Raw genomic sequence first — 16,767 nt, 5'->3', positions numbered from 1 at the left:
TTTTGGCCGAAAGTTAGAAATTTTCTGATAACCCCAAGCGAAGTGACCAGTCGTTTTTACTAATTCCGTAATCTAGCGCCAGATTACTGCCGTTACGTTTGTTCCATTTTATGCGAATTCCGGTTCCAACAGCAGGATTCCATTTCTTAAATTCATAAGTGTCCAGTTTTGAAACTGATGAAATATTGGTAAAAAACACGGCTCCAAAAAAGCCATTTCGACTGATATCTGTTCTGTATTCGGTTTCAAAATAAATTAAGGCATTACTTCGATATCTGTTTTTGGTAAAACCGCGTCCTGTTTTTCCGTCACGATCCCAGCCAATACTTGGCAAATCTAAATAATGCGGTTTTCCTCCAAAAGTAGACCAATAAAAAGCTCTCGAAGCCCAAACTCTATGTTTGGTCTTACTGAAAGAATGATATTTTCTGGCGTCTATATATAACGATTGCCACTTATCACCTTCTACTCCACTGGTATTAATACGCAAATCGGCCTCAACATATAATCCTTGTTTTGGATTGATGATATTTTCCCGTGAATCATACAAACCCTGAATCGCAAATCCGAATGAAGTTTCATCTGTGTAATCTCCGTTCATATATTGATCATAATCAGTTTCCTCGTCTACATAAGATTGCTCCGAAATATTTTGATAATTATCTAAGAGGAAACCCATTCCTAACCTATAATTCCCAACAATTTTTCTGGTTACAAATTGATAAAAACGCCATTGTTGATAATCGAGTGTTGACATTTTTTCTTTAGAATCATGTTCGCCTAATCCGTAAGTATCCTGTGGATAAATCATATAGCGATAATCTCCAATAAAATTCCATTTGTTCTCACTTGTATAAACATAAGATTGTATTGGAAAAACATATTGTTTGGTAAAACTAAAATAAGGCGAAAAGGTAATCTGAGACATTTTGGTGTTTTCGTGATCTTCGTCTAAATAAAATGTAGTTAAAAAGGAAACCACTAAACCCGTACTGGAATTGACGTCGACAGGAACTGGAAGTAAAGAAAATGCTAACTTTTTTTGATGATCTTTTTTAATGGTATCATTCTTATCAAAAATTTTATGAATAACATCTAAGATATCTCGATTCCCCACAGCTGTACTATCGTTCTGAGCTGTGCAAAACGAACTTATTAATAAAACACCGAAAATACATAGACTTTTTAAACTATTCATTCACAATATTTTAAAAACCGACTCTTACAAATTTAAAATTTTAATTAAGAATTATACTTAAAATTTTAAGTGAATAAAAAAGATTTTTAAAAGGCTAAAAAAAGTACATTTGAGTTTCTAATTATCTGATTTTAAAAAGTAATATGCGTCAATTATTTATCTGTTTTTTAGTTGTTTGTTTTGTTAGCTTTTCGGCAAATGCCCAAGAAAAAAAAGAAAATCTTGTACAATCTAACAAATGGTTTATCGCTGGTCCATCAAAGGAAAGTGAAGAAACAATAAATGATGTTCGCTTAAAAAAAGGAATAATTACGATAACCGCAAAAGACAACCCGAAAGGTGAAATTGAACTTAATGTGATGATTACTTCATCTGAAACCAATGATGGAATTCCGACCAATCTTTCTAATGAATCGAAATTTGTAGAAATCACTTATCAATCAACACAAATTATAAAACTGCAAGCGAGAGAAGGAAATTCTGAAGGAACTGGATGCGTGCATGGCGGCTCGCATCCGAGAATTAGTTTGCCTGCTTCTCCAAATCAATTTAAAACGATAAAAATTCCTTGGTCAAACTTTAAACAAGATGAACTCGCTGATGGAAAACTTCTGAATATTCACAATTTATGCAAATTCAATTTTGTGAATTATAATCCAGTTTCTGGATCTGTATTGAAGATTAAGTCTGTAATTATAGATTGATATTTTAATTTTAACGCAAAGAGCGCAAAGGATTTTTCGCAAAGGGCGCAAAAGTTTTTTCTTAAGTGAGTTTTACAAACTGCGAAGTTCGCAAAGCATTATGTAAATAAAGCTTTGCGAACTTTTATATTTTTAAATATTCCGCTCAAATTCTTAGCGTACTTTGCGAAAAATCCTTTGCGCCCTTTGCGTTAAAAAAATCGTTTTAATAAAACTATAAATGCAACTGAATCTTATACTTGTTTAAAATTTTCATTACAAAAAGCATAATGGTAGAAAAAACCAAAGACCAAATAATTCCTGGAACACCTACTCTGAAATATCCTGGAATAATATGAAAATTAAGCATTTTGCAGAAATAATAAATTACTCCCGGCAAAATATATATCAAAAGCGGATTTGCCGCTGCGGGCATAAAAAATTCACTCCATTTGGTTTGTTTTTTAACTTCCATAAGCCAATACAAAAAGTAAAACAGAATAGTACAAATTCCCGCTGAAATCATTGTCCAAGATGGAGTTCCTTGAATTTTTGAAATTCCGAATAAAGGTCTTAAACCAAATCCAACGGCAAAAAACAATATGATAAAAGCAATTACAGGCCAGTTGATTTTATTTTCAATCTTTCGGTCAAAGAAGAGCAGTGAAATTACAATTCCGGCTGAAACCAAAGCGCCATGCGTAAGATGACCAGCAATAAAACTCAGCCATGAAGTATTTTGAACAAAAGAATTTTCAGTCAAGTTTAGAGAATTCATAGCAACGCAGAAAACCAAAAAACCAATCATTGCCCATAAATTTCCAGAAACGAGCCAATAATAGATAACCGTAAAAAGATACGCCCAACCAATTAAACCGAGAATTCCCCACCATTTTGGAGTCATTCCCCTTTCTCCAGTATCCTGAATATATAGAAAGTAAAGTGTTACAAGAACTACGATTCCTCCGTATTGCAACACATTTTTAAGCCAAAGAGGAAAATCTTTAGGGTATTTATTCCAAATCGGAATTGGCATTGTATAGGCTAAAAGTCCCCAGAAAGCTGGTGCAATTATCATTTTTGTAGCATCATAACCATATTCGGCATTGACCATAAAAACACCAATGATTATAAGAGCCAAAGCTCTTTTTAAAGTGTGAGTCCAAATAGTTTTGGTACTGTCTCCTTTTAGTAATCTGGCATTAAATGCAAACGGAACGGACATTCCGACAATAAATAAAAAAGCAGGAAAAACTAAATCGACAAAAGTCATTGCATCTGCATCTGCTGGCATGTGTTTCATCCATTGAGGAACGTTTTGAATACTTGCCAACTCATTTACAAAAATCATTACAAAAATGGTAATTCCACGTAAAGCATCAATAGAAATAATTCTCTGATTGAACAAATTCTCTTTTATTTTCATAATTTTTTACAGTTTTACTAAAAATCAAATATAACATAATTCTAAAACGGCTAATTAGAATTTCTACATTAATTTTGTAGTCTATAAAATTGAGTTATAAAGTTTTGCCCCAATGCTATCTTTTTTCAAATCTAAACCTATCTTAAAGGATCTATTAGACGGAAGTTTTGTAGATATCCATTCTCACGTTTTACCAGGAATTGATGACGGAGCTCAAACTATTTCCAATTCTATTGAACTTGCAAGATCTCTAGAAAAAATTGGCATTTCTCAAATTATTACTACACCGCACATTAATCATTATGTTTGGAATAATTCTCCAGAAATTATAAAATCTAAACTCGAAGAGACACAAAACGCATTCTCAGAAAACAATATTCAAACACCAATTCAATCTGCTGCTGAATATTTTATAGACGATTGGTTTACGGAACACTTAAAAGAAGGAAAGCTTTTAACTTTAAAAGATAATTACATTCTGGTTGAAATGTCTTATCTCAATGCACCTTTAACGCTATACAAAACGATTTTCGAATTGCAAGTTGCAGGTTACATTCCAGTTTTGGCACATCCTGAGCGTTATACTTTTTTTCATAAAAAATTTGATGAGTACAAAAAACTGAAAGATGCGGGATGTCTTTTTCAATTAAATCTGCTTGCGACTGTAGAATATTATGGTTCAAAGATTGCCAATACAGCCGATGAGCTTTTAAAGAAAGGAATGTATGATTTTTGCGGAACTGATGTTCATCACAAAAACCACATTAGAGCATTTGATAAAAAAGTAAAAATTGACAATATTGATGCTCTAAAAGAGATTATTTCTAATAATGAGTTTTTTAGATATTGAATTGACTAATAGGCATTTTCTTCGCCTTTAATAATATTGATTACCGTTTTTATTACAATTTTTATATCGAGCAGAAAACTCCAGTTTTCGATATACCAAATATCATATTCTACACGATTTTCCATATCACTTAATACTTTCGTTTCACCTCTAAAGCCGTTTACTTGCGCCCAACCCGTAATTCCAGGCTTTGCGTACTGGCGAACTAAATAATTGCTGATTAAATCACTATATTCTTTAGCCAAATTAACCATGTGCGGTCTTGGCCCAACTACCGACATATCGCCCCAAAAAACATTGAAAAACTGAGGAAGTTCGTCTATACTTGTTTTACGGATAAAGGCTCCAAATTTAGTAATTCGGCTATCTCCTTTTTCGGCTTGTTTATTGTCAGCTAAGACATTTACGTGCATACTTCTAAATTTCAAACACATAAAAGAATGATTATCTCTTCCCGCTCTTTCTTGTTTAAAAAAAACAGGACCAGGAGATTCTAATTTAATGATAATCATAATTATAGGAAAAAGCCAAGGAAAAATCAGCAAAATAACTAAACCTGAAAAACAAACATCAAAGATTTTTTTCAGAACCCTGTTAGAAGCGTATTCCATAGGTTCTGTTCGAAACATTAGTACAGGTGTATTTTCATAAAAGCTTACTTCAACTTTGCTTGCTTTTGTGTAGAGCTGGAAATCCGGAATAAATTTGATACGAATCATATTCTGTTCGCAAATTTCAATCAATTCATTAATTACCTCAATATTATCAATATGTAATGCAACGTACATTTCGTCTATTTTGTTGTCAATCGAAAACTTTTTTACGTTTTCAAAAGAACCCTTAATCATTGCAGAATCAACTGACGTCTGACTTTGTTTTTCGTCAAAAAAGCCTAAAAATTTATATCCATAAGTTAGATCTTTTGCTAACACTTTTCGGATTTTTTCGCCGCTTTCATTAGCACCAACAATAATAAAGGTCTTAAAATTATAGCCTTTACTTCGAATGTATTTTAGAAGCTTCATCGATAAATACCTCGTAATCATCAACAATCCGAAAAAGATCAAATAAAAATACACCATTCGAAGTCTTGAAATATCAGCATATTTTAAATAAACCACTGAAACAGAAATTAAAGCGGCATGAATAGAAATCTTTTTTATCGTTCTCCATAAAATAGATTCAATTGGCTCAACGCGAATACTTCTGTTCGAATCATTTTGAAACAATAAAACAATCCAGACAAAAATTGCCAAAAGCGAAATAGTCTGCTCTTCTTTTGTCAGCAATTTATTTAGACTTCCAAATCTTGCCAATGAAGAAAGTACCGTTGCTAAATTAAGTAGTATCACATCGACTATAACAAACAAAAGTTTGAAGTAACGTGAGATTCGGTAATGCGACAGTTTCTGTAAAATCTTCATTCTGGGTTTGACTTTATTCTAAAGAATAGAAAACAATGGTGTTTTTAGTGTTGCAAAGTAACATTTAAATTATATTTTTTAATACTATTTTTATTCTATTATTTAAAACTTTACTTTTAAGGTATGCAAATTTAATATTGCAATCATGCTAAAATTCTTTTTCTTCTTTCTCACCATAACAACGGCTGTCAATGCGCAAATTTCTGGCTGCACCGATCCAAAGGCTGAAAATTACAATTCTGATGCTACAATTAATGACGGAAGTTGCAGTTATAAAAACTTAAAACTAAAACCAGAATATTCCATTCGCTTAAACGATTCTATAAAAGAAACCTCTGGATTAATCGCTTTCGAAAATTTATTCTGGACACATAATGATGATCACGATCAAACCATTTACGGATTGGATTCTTTGGGAAAAATCAAAAGAAAAATCATTCTTAACGACATCATAAATAACGATTGGGAAGAAATTGCACAAGACAGTTCGCATATTTATATTGGTGATTTTGGCAATAATTATTCAGGAAACCGATCTGATTTAAAAATATTTAAAATTGAAAAGAAATCATTTTTAGAAGAAAAGCCCAAAATCGAAACAATCAATTTTACTTATGCTGACCAAAAAGATTTATCTGCTTCAAAACCCAACAAAACCGATTTTGACTGTGAGGCTTTTATCATTTTAAAAGACAGCATATATTTATTTACCAAACAATGGAAATCTTCTAAAACTTCAATTTACACTTTGCCCAATCAAGTAGGAAATCAAATTGCCACATTAAAAGCTACACTCGACACCAAAGGTTTGGTTACTGGCGCGACATTTTTAGAAGATAAACATTTGATTACTTTGTGTGGCTATACCAAACTCGGAAAACCGTTTATTTATCTTCTTTATGATTTTAAAAATGATGATTTTTTATCTGGAAACAAGAGAAGAATCGATTTAAAACTTCCTTTTCACCAACTTGAAGGAATTGCAACTAAAGATGGATTACATTATTTTTTGACAAATGAAGCGCTTATTCGCAAACCTATAATTAATGTTTTACAGCAGATTCATTATTTTGATTTAGCTCCAGCACTCGATTTGTATCTCCATAAATAATTCGCAAATCGTAAGATAATAGTTTACTTTTGCAAAAAATTTTATTCTTGTGAATTATTTATCTGTAGAAAATATATCGAAGTCATTTGGCGAAAGAGTCCTTTTTGACAACATTTCTTTTGGAATCAACAAAGATCAAAAAATCGCTTTTATTGCTAAAAACGGTTCTGGAAAAACAACTATTATGAGTATTATTAATGGTTTGGACGAACCAGATACTGGGCAAGTTGTTTTGAGAAAAGGAATCAGAATGGCTTTTCTTTCTCAAGATAACAATCTGCAGGATGAATTGACAATTGAAGAAAGCATTTTCGCTTCGGATAACGAAACTTTAAAAGTTATTGAAGCTTACGAAAAAGCGCTTGAAAACCCAAATGATGAAGAAGCATATCAAAAAGCTTTTGATGCAATGGATCAGCATAATGCTTGGGATTTTGAAACACAATACAAACAAATCTTATTCAAACTGAAATTAGAAGATTTTAAACTTAAAGTAAAAAATCTTTCTGGAGGACAGAAAAAACGTCTTTCATTGGCAATAATCTTAATCAACCGTCCAGATTTATTGATTTTGGATGAGCCAACTAACCATTTAGATTTGGAAATGATCGAATGGTTGGAAAGTTATTTTGCCAAAGAAAATATTACCTTGTTTATGGTTACGCACGACCGTTTCTTTTTGGAGCGTGTTTGTAACGAAATTGTCGAATTAGACAATGGAAAATTATACCAATACAAAGGAAATTATTCTTACTATTTACAGAAAAAAGAAGAAAGAATTACTTCTGAAAATGCGAGTATTGACAAAGCTAAAAACCTTTTTGTAAAAGAATTAGAATGGATGCGCCGCCAGCCAAAAGCGAGAACAACCAAATCTAAATCACGTCAGGATGATTTCTACATTATTAAAGAAAAAGCACAAAGCCGACGTAAAGAAAACAAAGTTGAGCTCGAAATTAATATGGAAAGAATGGGAAGCAAAATTATTGAGCTTCATAAACTTTCTAAAAAATTTAAAGACAAAGTTATTCTTGACAATTTCAGTTTCGATTTTCAACGTGGAGAACGAATTGGAATTATTGGTAAAAACGGAACAGGAAAATCGACTTTCTTAAATCTTTTGACAGGAACAATTCCGCCAGACAGTGGCCGCGTTGTAAAAGGTGATACTATAAAAGTTGGTTATTACACGCAATCTGGAATTAACCCAAAACCAGGACAGCGTGTTATTGATATTATTAAGGAGTATGGAGAATATATTCCGTTGGCAAAAGGAAAAATTATTTCGGCTTCACAACTATTAGAGCGTTTTCTTTTTGATGCCAAAAAACAATACGATTATGTAGAAAAATTGAGCGGTGGCGAATTAAAACGTTTGTATCTGTGTACGGTTTTAATTCAGAATCCGAACTTTTTGATTCTCGATGAGCCAACAAACGATTTGGATATTGTAACACTTAATGTTTTAGAAAGTTTCCTTTTAGATTATCCAGGCTGTTTATTGGTTGTTTCACACGACCGTTACTTCATGGATAAAATTGTCGATCATTTATTTGTTTTTAGAGGAGAAGGCGAAATTGAAAACTTCCCAGGAAATTATTCTGATTTTAGAGCTTATGAAGACAGCGCCGATGTTACTCAAAAAGAAGAAAATAAAGCCGAAAAGAAAGACTGGAAACAAAATAATCCAACAGGAAATCTAAGCTTTAACGAACAAAAAGAATATCAGAAAATCGAAAGAGAAATTAAAGATTTAGAAATCGAAAAAACTAAAATCGAACAACTATTCTCTGACGGAAAAGTCGCAGACGCCGATATTGAAAAGAAAGCAAACGAACTTCAAAATATAATCAATAAAATAGATGCCAAAGAAGAACGTTGGTTTGAACTTTCGGCTAAACTTGAAGGGTAATTTTTTAGTTTTCAGTCACAGTGACAGTTTTCAGTTTTTTTCTTTAAAAGTAAACTTTTTCTTTCTTTTTTATTATTCTTGCAAAAAAAATAATATATGGATTTTAAAGAATTACTGGCATACAAGAAATCTTTTGAGCTTGCGATGGAAATTTTCGAATTATCAAAAACTTTTCCTGTAGAAGAAAAATATTCATTAACAGATCAAATAAGAAGATCTTCTAGAAGTGTTTCAGCAAATATCGCTGAATCTTATAGAAAAAGAAGATATCCAAATCATTTTGTGAGTAAGTTAACTGATAGTGACGCTGAAAATTCAGAAACATTTACTTGGCTTGAATTTTCAATGGAATGCAAATACATCAGCAAAGAGACATTTGAAAACTTACATCTAAAAAATCTTGAAATAGGAAGATTAATAAATTATATGATAAATAATCCTAGTAAGTTTGGATGCAGCTAAAACTTTTAAAGATTCCAACAAACTGAAAACTGTCACTGTGACTGCGACTAAAAACTAATTTCCCTATATTTACCAACATTAAAAAAATAAAATACCACAATGAAAAAATTATTAGCCGCATTATTTAGTTTAACGTTATTTGTTTCTTGTGTAAGTTCGGACAAAGATTCAGCACCAGAACCAGCAAAAGATTACAGAGAACAAAACGAACAAGAAATCAAAGATTACATTGCCAAAAACAATTTAACTGCACAAAGAACAGATTCTGGTTTGTATTACATTATTAATGAGCCTGGAACTGGAAAACAGCCAACATCTACTTCATCTGTTACTGTAGCTTATACAGGTTCTTTCACAAGTGGAAAAACGTTTGACCAAAGTAGCAGCGCCGGAATTACTTTCCCTCTAACGCAAGTGATTCAAGGTTGGACAGAAGGAATTCCGTTATTTAAAGAAGGCGGCAGCGGAACGCTTTTGATTCCTGCTCATTTGGGATATGGAAGTTATGACAGAAGTGGAATTCCTGGAGGTTCTGTACTTATTTTTGATGTAAAATTGATTAAAGTAAACTAATCACTTATTGCAAATTTTTAAATGCTTTTTCAAATAAAATCTTATCTAAAGTTCCTTTGGAATTCTAAAAATGAACACGCCGTTCATTCGCCTTTCGTTTTTAATTTATTAACGAAATGCTTCTACGATAAGAAAAGAAAACCTGAATATCGCATTCTTGAAAATTACAGAAAGTCACTTTTAAAGAATAAGAATTTTATCGAAGTAACCGATTTTGGAGCTGGTTCAAGAGTTTTTAAATCGAACCGAAGACAGATTTCTAAAATTGCTCAAACAGCTGGAATTTCTCCAAAACGAGCAGAATTATTGTTTCGTGTAACGAATTATTTTCAGCCAGAAAATATTTTAGAAATTGGAACATCTCTAGGATTAGCAACTTCAGCTTTAGCTTTAGGAAATCCGAAAGCTAAAGTAATTACACTTGAAGGTTGCCCAAATACAGCTGGCATTGCAAAAAATCAATTAAATCAATTTGATTGTAAAAACGTAGAAAATGTAATTTCAGAATTTGAATCATTTTTAATTTCAGAAAATCTACAAGCTACAATCTACAATCTAATATATTTTGATGGTAATCATTCAAAAAAAGCAACTTTAGCTTATTTTGAACTTTTATTATCGACAATTAACAACGATTCTGTTTGGATTTTCGACGATATTCATTGGTCAAAAGAAATGGAAGAAGCTTGGGAAATCATTAAAAACCATCCTAAAGTAAAAGTTACGATTGACACTTTTCAATGGGGATTTGTATTCTTCAGGCGCGAGCAAGAAAAAGAACATTTTATAATAAGAGCATAAAACAAAAAAAAGACAATCATTTCTGATTGTCTTTTTTATTACTAATTCAAAATTTTAAAGCTTATTTTTTAGCTTCTTTATTCTCTTCTGCTTTTGCTCCCATTCTATTTACAGTGTACATAGGCGCAAATTTAATTTTCAGACCAGCAATTTTTCTGTTGTCTTCAGAAGTTAAACCTTCTTTTTCAACCGTATTTTTTCTGCTGTCTAATGCTTCATATAATACTTTAATTTCATCCCAGTCTTCTCTAGAATATTTATCTTTATTATTCTCAACTGTATGAACGAATTGTTGGTACACACTGTGAATATTTTGTGCGTTTACCCAAGCAAAACTCATATCGTCTCCAATTTTTCCTTCACCAAACAAAGCATTTCTCAATTGTTGTTTAGGACTTGGAGCAGGTGGGGCTAAAAGGGTGGCCATTTCGCTTTTAAAATCTTCGTATTTCGCTTTGCTTGCATTTATTTTTTCTGTTTGAGCAGCATTGTCTTTAATATCAGCCAAAGCTAAATTTGCCTCTGCAGATCTTTTATCATATTCAGCTTCTACAGCTTGCCAGTTTTCTTTCAAATCATCGGCTTTTACATTTTTTACCGAATCGACGTAGGTTACATAAGAGTCGATTGTTTTCTGTGCTTTTTCTTGTTTTTCATCTTTACACGATGTAAAGCTTAACGCTAATAATGCAATTCCTGTAGCTATTTTGATATTTTTCATAATCTTGATTGTTTAATTAATAATACCAAAGTTACTTAAATCATAATGTCAAAAATTACATTATTACCACGTTTTAATCGATAAAAACGTATTAAAATTATAAAAAACAGCAAATAATGATAATTACATAAAATTCACTTCAAATATTATAACGGTTTTAAAAAACATCTTTTTATGTAAATAGACGCACTAATTGTTTTTGTAACAAAAATCAATAATCGGCTACTTATCATTTTTATTCAAAAGTGTTTTTGTACTTTTAAATCCAAAATTGTAAAGCAAAATGGCCGAACCATTAATTAAAATAACCGACATCAAACGAAATTTTGTTTTAGGAAATGAAATCGTATATGTTTTAAAAGGAATTAATTTAGAAATAAACAAAGGTGAATATGTAGCTTTAATGGGACCTTCGGGATCCGGAAAATCTACTCTTATGAATCTTTTAGGTTGTTTAGACACTCCAACTTCGGGGCATTACGTTCTGAACGGAAAAGATGTCAGCCAAATGAAAGACGATGAATTGGCCGAAATCAGAAATAAAGAAATTGGTTTCGTTTTTCAGACTTTTAATTTATTGCCAAGAACAACTGCTTTGGATAATGTTGCTCTTCCTATGATATATGCAGGTTACGGAAAAACTGATCGAATTGCGCGAGCGACAGAAGTTCTAAAACAAGTAAATCTTGCAGACAGAATGGATCACCAGCCAAATCAGCTTTCTGGAGGTCAGCGTCAACGTGTTGCAGTCGCAAGAGCTTTAGTAAATAAACCTTCGATTATTTTAGCCGATGAGCCAACAGGAAACTTAGACAGTAAAACTTCTGTAGAAATCATGAAACTTTTCGGAGATATTCACGCGCAAGGAAACACGGTTATTCTAGTTACTCACGAAGAAGATATTGCTGCTTATGCACATAGAGTTATTCGTTTAAGAGATGGATTGATAGAAAGCGATACGAGAAAATCTGTTTAATCGTTTAATTGGTTAATCATAGCAAAGGAAAAACTTAGCATCTCAGCACCTTAGAACCTTAGCATCTTAAAAAAAATGAAAGTATATACCAAAACCGGCGACAAAGGTACAACAGCTCTTTTTGGAGGAACCCGAGTACCAAAAGACCACATCAGAATTGACAGTTACGGAACTGTTGACGAATTAAATTCTTATATTGGATTAATTCGCGATCAAGATATCGATTCTCATTACAAAACCATTTTAATAGAAATTCAGGATCGTCTATTTACCGTTGGTGCCATTTTGGCAACTCCACAAGAAAAAGAAGTTCTAAAAAACGGGAAACTTCGTTTAGAAAATCTCGGAATTATAGTTTCTGATATTGAATTATTAGAAAACGAAATAGATAAAATGGAAGAAAGCCTTCCACCTATGACTCATTTTGTTTTGCCAGGCGGTCATCCTACCGTGTCACATTGTCATATTGCGCGCTGTATCTGCCGTAGAGCGGAGCGTTTAGCGGTTCATTTAAGCCATAACGAACACGTTCCTGAAATCGCAATTATGTACTTAAACCGACTTTCTGACTATCTTTTTGTCTTGGCACGGAAGTTGTCGTCAGACTTAAAAGCGGAAGAAGTGAAATGGATACCGCGTAAGTAAACAGTTACGGTTTTCAGTTTTCAGACTGCAAACTATCACAAAAACTGGATACTTAAAAACACAGTAATTTAGTAGTAAACATCAGTTTTTGTACTGCAAACTGCCACTGAAAACTGACCACTAATAAGGACGTTCTTAAATTTTATTAAAATAAATCAAAATTTACTTGTCTTTTTCAGTAAAAAATTTATTTTTGCACAAACTAAACAGATAACAGATGTATTGGACATTAGAATTAGCATCTTATTTAAGTGATGCGCCATGGCCTGCTAACAAAGATGAACTTATTGACTACGCCATTAGAGCAGGTGCTCCATTAGAAGTGGTTGAAAACCTTCAATCAATCGAAGATGAAGGCGAGATATATGAATCAATGGAAGAAATTTGGCCTGATTATCCAACAGACGAAGATTATCTTTGGAATGAGGATGAATATTAAAAAAATAAACCAAATGAAAAAGTCTCTCATCACAGAGACTTTTTTTTTGGTTCAAATACATATTAAATAATAAAGAAATACAATAAATCATGAGTTTCATAAATAGTATTATTAAAGTCTTTGTAGGTGATAAATCACAAAAAGATGTCAAAGCTTTACAACCTTACTTAACTAAAATTAAAGCATTCGAAGCTCCCTTAATGAATCTTACTAATGATGAATTAAGAGGGCGAACTGTGTATTTTAAAGACAGAATTAAAGAAGCTAGAGCTGACAAAGATGCTAAAATTGCTTCGCTTAAAGCGGAAGTAGAAAACATCGAAGACATCGATAAAAGAGAAGATATTTATGATGCTATAGATACTCTTGAAAAAGAAGCTTACGAAATTTCAGAAAAAACTTTATTGGAAATTCTTCCAGAAGCGTTTTCTGTAGTTAAAGAAACGGCTCGTCGTTTCAAAGAAAATTCACATGTTGAAGTTACAGCAACTGCAAAAGACCGTGAATTCTCAGCAACTAAACCATATATTACAATTGATGGAGAAAAATCTATTTGGGCTAACAAATGGAATGCTGCTGGAAAAGACATTACTTGGGATATGATCCACTACGACGTTCAGTTGATTGGTGGTATGGTATTGCACGAAGGTAAAGTTGCCGAAATGCAAACGGGAGAAGGTAAAACTTTAGTTGCTACTCTTCCACTTTATTTAAACGCATTGACAGGAAACGGAGTTCACTTAGTAACAGTGAATGACTACTTAGCAAAACGTGATAGTACTTGGAAAGCTCCTTTATTTGAATTCCACGGTTTATCTGTTGATTGTATCGATAATCACCAACCAAGTACAGAACAAAGAAAGAAAGCATACGACGCGGACATCACTTACGGAACTAACAACGAGTTTGGTTTTGACTATTTAAGAGATAATATGGCGCACTCGCCTAGCGATTTAGTTCAGAGAAAACACAATTTTGCAATTGTCGACGAGGTGGATTCTGTATTAATTGATGATGCTAGAACTCCACTTATCATTTCTGGACCAGTTCCTCAAGGAGATCGTCACGAATTCAACGAATTGAAACCAAAAATTGAAAACTTAGTTGCACAACAACGTCAGTTAGCAAATGGTTTCTTAGCTGAAGCTAAAAAATTAATTAAAGAAGGAAATACTAAAGACGGAGGTTTCTTATTATTAAGAGCTTACAGATCTTTACCTAAAAATAAAGCATTAATTAAATTTTTGAGTGAAGAAGGAATTAAACAATTGCTTCAAAAAACTGAAAATCAATACATGCAAGATAACAACCGCGAAATGCATAAAGTTGACGAAGCTTTGTATTTTGTGATTGAAGAAAAAAACAATCAAGTTGAATTGACAGACAATGGTATCAAATACCTTTCTGGAGATACAGATGCAGATTTCTTCGTTTTACCAGACATTGGAACAGAAATCGCTGCGATTGAAAAACAAAAACTAGACAAAGATGCTGAAGCAGAAGCTAAAGAAAGATTATTCCAAGATTTTGGAGTAAAAAGCGAGCGTATTCACACTTTGACTCAGCTTTTAAAAGCGTATGCTCTTTTCGAAAAAGATGTAGAATACGTTATCATGGACAACAAAATTATGATTGTCGATGAGCAAACAGGTCGTATCATGGATGGACGTCGTTACTCAGACGGTTTACACCAGGCGATTGAAGCAAAAGAAAATGTAAAAATCGAAGCTGCAACTCAAACTTTTGCAACTGTAACATTACAGAATTATTTCAGAATGTACAGTAAATTAGCTGGTATGACGGGTACTGCTGTTACAGAGGCTGGTGAGTTATGGCAAATCTATAAATTAGATGTTGTTGAAATTCCAACAAACCGTGGAATTGCAAGAATTGACAAAGAAGATTATATCTACAAAACAACACGTGAGAAATTCAACGCCGTTATTGAAGACGTTACTGAATTATCACAAGCAGGAAGACCAGTGTTGATTGGAACAACTTCTGTAGAGATTTCAGAATTATTAAGCCGTATGCTTAAAATGAGAGGAATCACACACAACGTATTGAATGCTAAAATGCACAAGCAAGAAGCACAAATCGTTGAAGAAGCTGGTAAAGCTGGAGTTGTAACTATTGCAACAAATATGGCTGGTCGTGGTACCGATATCAAATTATCTCCAGAAGTAAAAGCTGCGGGAGGTTTAGCAATCGTGGGTACAGAGCGTCATGATTCTCGTCGTGTAGACAGACAGTTACGTGGTCGTTCTGGTCGTCAAGGAGACCCAGGAAGTTCTCAATTCTACGTTTCTCTTGAAGATAACTTAATGCGTTTATTCGGTTCTGAAAGAGTAGCAAAAGTAATGGACAGAATGGGACTTAAAGAAGGTGAAGTTATTCAGCATTCTATGATGACTAAATCTATCGAACGTGCTCAGAAAAAAGTAGAAGAAAACAACTTTGGTGTTCGTAAACGTTTATTAGAATATGATGACGTTATGAACTCTCAACGTGAAGTAGTTTACAAACGTCGTCGTCACGCATTATTCGGAGAGCGTTTGAAACTGGATATTGCTAATATGCTTTATGATACTTGCGAACTAATCGTAAGCAACAATAAAGTGACAAACGATTTCAAAGGATACGAATTTGATTTAATTCGTTATTTCGGAATCACTTCTCCAATCTCTGAAGCAGATTTCGCAAAATTATCTGATATCGAAGTTACTGGAAAAGTATACAAAGAAGCTTTGGCTTTCTATACAGAAAAAACAGAAAGAAGTGCAAGAGAAGCTTTCCCAATTATCAAAGGAGTTTTTGAAGAGCCAAACAATCATTTCGAAAGAATCGTAGTTCCATTTACAGACGGAATTAAAACTTTGAATGTGGTAACTGACTTGAAAAAAGCTTACGAAAGCGAAGGTGCTCAGTTAATTGCTGATTTCGAGAAAAACATCACACTTTCTATTGTTGATGAAGCTTGGAAAAAACACTTACGTAAAATGGACGAATTGAAACAATCTGTTCAATTGGCTGTTCACGAGCAAAAAGATCCATTGCTTATTTACAAATTAGAAGCTTTCAACTTGTTTAGAGGAATGTTAGATAACGTTAATAAAGAAGTTATTTCATTCTTATTTAAAGGTGATTTACCTGCTCAAGAAACACCTGAGATTCACGAAGCAAGAGAAATTTCTCGTCCTAAAGAAAATTTACAATTAAGTAAAGACGAAATTCCAAACAGCGAAAGCATCAACCGTGAGGCCGGAGAAACTCAGCAACGTCAGGTTACAGAAACTATCGTTAGAGATATGCCAAAAATCAACAGAAATGACACTGTTACAGTTCAAGAAGTTGCAACTGGTAAAACTGAAACCATGAAATACAAAAAAGCTGAAAGTTTACTAGCAGCTGGAACTTGGGTTTTGGTTAATGAATAATTTTTTAAGTATTCAGTTGCAGTTTACAGTCAAAGTTTACCAACTGATGTTTTTAAATCCATAAAAAAAGACCGATAGTTAAACTATCGGTCTTTTTTTTATCTAAATT

15 protein-coding genes are annotated in these 16,767 nt (G+C 32.8%); 11 read left to right on the top strand and 4 right to left on the bottom strand.

What is annotated here, in order from left to right:
• Nucleotides 1–13: 13 nt before the first annotated feature.
• On the bottom strand, nucleotides 14–1,198 hold the full coding sequence (locus HNP35_RS07240) for a BamA/TamA family outer membrane protein (RefSeq protein WP_221433432.1): 1,185 nt from the start codon (nucleotides 1,196–1,198) through the stop codon (nucleotides 14–16).
• A 143-nt stretch (nucleotides 1,199–1,341) separates the two neighbouring features.
• Between HNP35_RS07240 and HNP35_RS07235 the strand changes: the two genes are divergently transcribed.
• A complete protein-coding gene (locus tag HNP35_RS07235) occupies nucleotides 1,342–1,902 on the top strand; it encodes a hypothetical protein (protein ID WP_246453390.1) in 561 nt (186 codons plus the stop codon).
• A 214-nt stretch (nucleotides 1,903–2,116) separates the two neighbouring features.
• On the opposite strand, the gene HNP35_RS07230 is transcribed toward HNP35_RS07235, so the two are convergent.
• Nucleotides 2,117–3,307, bottom strand: coding sequence for a DUF5009 domain-containing protein (locus HNP35_RS07230; RefSeq protein ID WP_184159874.1), 1,191 nt, complete (start codon nucleotides 3,305–3,307; stop codon nucleotides 2,117–2,119).
• A gap of 112 nt (nucleotides 3,308–3,419) precedes the next feature.
• Between HNP35_RS07230 and HNP35_RS07225 the strand changes: the two genes are divergently transcribed.
• On the top strand, nucleotides 3,420–4,157 hold the full coding sequence (locus HNP35_RS07225) for a tyrosine-protein phosphatase (RefSeq protein WP_184159872.1): 738 nt from the start codon (nucleotides 3,420–3,422) through the stop codon (nucleotides 4,155–4,157).
• 5 nt (nucleotides 4,158–4,162) lie between these two features.
• Here HNP35_RS07225 and HNP35_RS07220 read toward each other — a convergent pair whose 3' ends face one another.
• Entirely contained in the window at nucleotides 4,163–5,581 is a 1,419-nt protein-coding gene (locus HNP35_RS07220) for an undecaprenyl-phosphate glucose phosphotransferase (protein ID WP_184159871.1), read from the bottom strand.
• A gap of 145 nt (nucleotides 5,582–5,726) precedes the next feature.
• Between HNP35_RS07220 and HNP35_RS07215 the strand changes: the two genes are divergently transcribed.
• From HNP35_RS07215 to HNP35_RS07195, 5 genes are all read left to right on the top strand, one after another.
• A complete protein-coding gene (locus tag HNP35_RS07215) occupies nucleotides 5,727–6,692 on the top strand; it encodes a T9SS C-terminal target domain-containing protein (RefSeq protein WP_184159869.1) in 966 nt (321 codons plus the stop codon).
• Between the two features lie 49 nt (nucleotides 6,693–6,741).
• A complete protein-coding gene (locus HNP35_RS07210; protein WP_184159867.1) occupies nucleotides 6,742–8,604 on the top strand; it encodes an ABC-F family ATP-binding cassette domain-containing protein in 1,863 nt (620 codons plus the stop codon).
• A 96-nt stretch (nucleotides 8,605–8,700) separates the two neighbouring features.
• The gene (locus tag HNP35_RS07205) at nucleotides 8,701–9,066 is read left to right on the top strand and encodes a four helix bundle protein (protein WP_184159865.1); all 366 of its coding nucleotides are present in this window, start codon (nucleotides 8,701–8,703) and stop codon (nucleotides 9,064–9,066) included.
• A 99-nt stretch (nucleotides 9,067–9,165) separates the two neighbouring features.
• A complete protein-coding gene (locus HNP35_RS07200; protein ID WP_184159863.1) occupies nucleotides 9,166–9,639 on the top strand; it encodes an FKBP-type peptidyl-prolyl cis-trans isomerase in 474 nt (157 codons plus the stop codon).
• Between the two features lie 21 nt (nucleotides 9,640–9,660).
• Nucleotides 9,661–10,440: an O-methyltransferase gene (locus HNP35_RS07195; protein ID WP_184159861.1), complete on the top strand. Its 780-nt coding sequence runs from the start codon at nucleotides 9,661–9,663 to the stop codon at nucleotides 10,438–10,440.
• Between the two features lie 61 nt (nucleotides 10,441–10,501).
• Here the strand turns inward: HNP35_RS07195 and HNP35_RS07190 are convergent, their stop codons facing one another.
• Nucleotides 10,502–11,161, bottom strand: a complete 660-nt coding sequence (locus tag HNP35_RS07190) for a DUF6565 domain-containing protein (RefSeq protein ID WP_184159860.1) — start codon at nucleotides 11,159–11,161, stop codon at nucleotides 10,502–10,504.
• A 283-nt stretch (nucleotides 11,162–11,444) separates the two neighbouring features.
• Between HNP35_RS07190 and HNP35_RS07185 the strand changes: the two genes are divergently transcribed.
• The 4 genes from HNP35_RS07185 to secA all read left to right on the top strand — a co-directional run bounded on the left by HNP35_RS07185 (nucleotide 11,445) and on the right by secA (nucleotide 16,658).
• A complete protein-coding gene (locus tag HNP35_RS07185) occupies nucleotides 11,445–12,137 on the top strand; it encodes an ABC transporter ATP-binding protein (RefSeq protein WP_184159858.1) in 693 nt (230 codons plus the stop codon).
• A gap of 75 nt (nucleotides 12,138–12,212) precedes the next feature.
• Nucleotides 12,213–12,782 carry a cob(I)yrinic acid a,c-diamide adenosyltransferase gene (locus HNP35_RS07180; RefSeq protein ID WP_184159856.1) on the top strand — a complete coding sequence of 190 codons (570 nt, stop codon included), beginning with the start codon at nucleotides 12,213–12,215 and terminating at the stop codon, nucleotides 12,780–12,782.
• A gap of 217 nt (nucleotides 12,783–12,999) precedes the next feature.
• Nucleotides 13,000–13,221: a DUF2795 domain-containing protein gene (locus HNP35_RS07175; RefSeq protein WP_007138072.1), complete on the top strand. Its 222-nt coding sequence runs from the start codon at nucleotides 13,000–13,002 to the stop codon at nucleotides 13,219–13,221.
• Nucleotides 13,222–13,310: 89 nt separating this feature from the next.
• Nucleotides 13,311–16,658, top strand: coding sequence for a preprotein translocase subunit SecA (gene secA / locus HNP35_RS07170; protein WP_184159854.1), 3,348 nt, complete (start codon nucleotides 13,311–13,313; stop codon nucleotides 16,656–16,658).
• Nucleotides 16,659–16,767: the final 109 nt, after the last annotated feature.

Source organism: Flavobacterium notoginsengisoli (genome assembly GCF_014207905.1).
In the GTDB taxonomy this organism is placed as follows: domain Bacteria; phylum Bacteroidota; class Bacteroidia; order Flavobacteriales; family Flavobacteriaceae; genus Flavobacterium; species Flavobacterium notoginsengisoli_A.
This window is presented reverse-complemented; position numbering and strand designations above follow the sequence as displayed.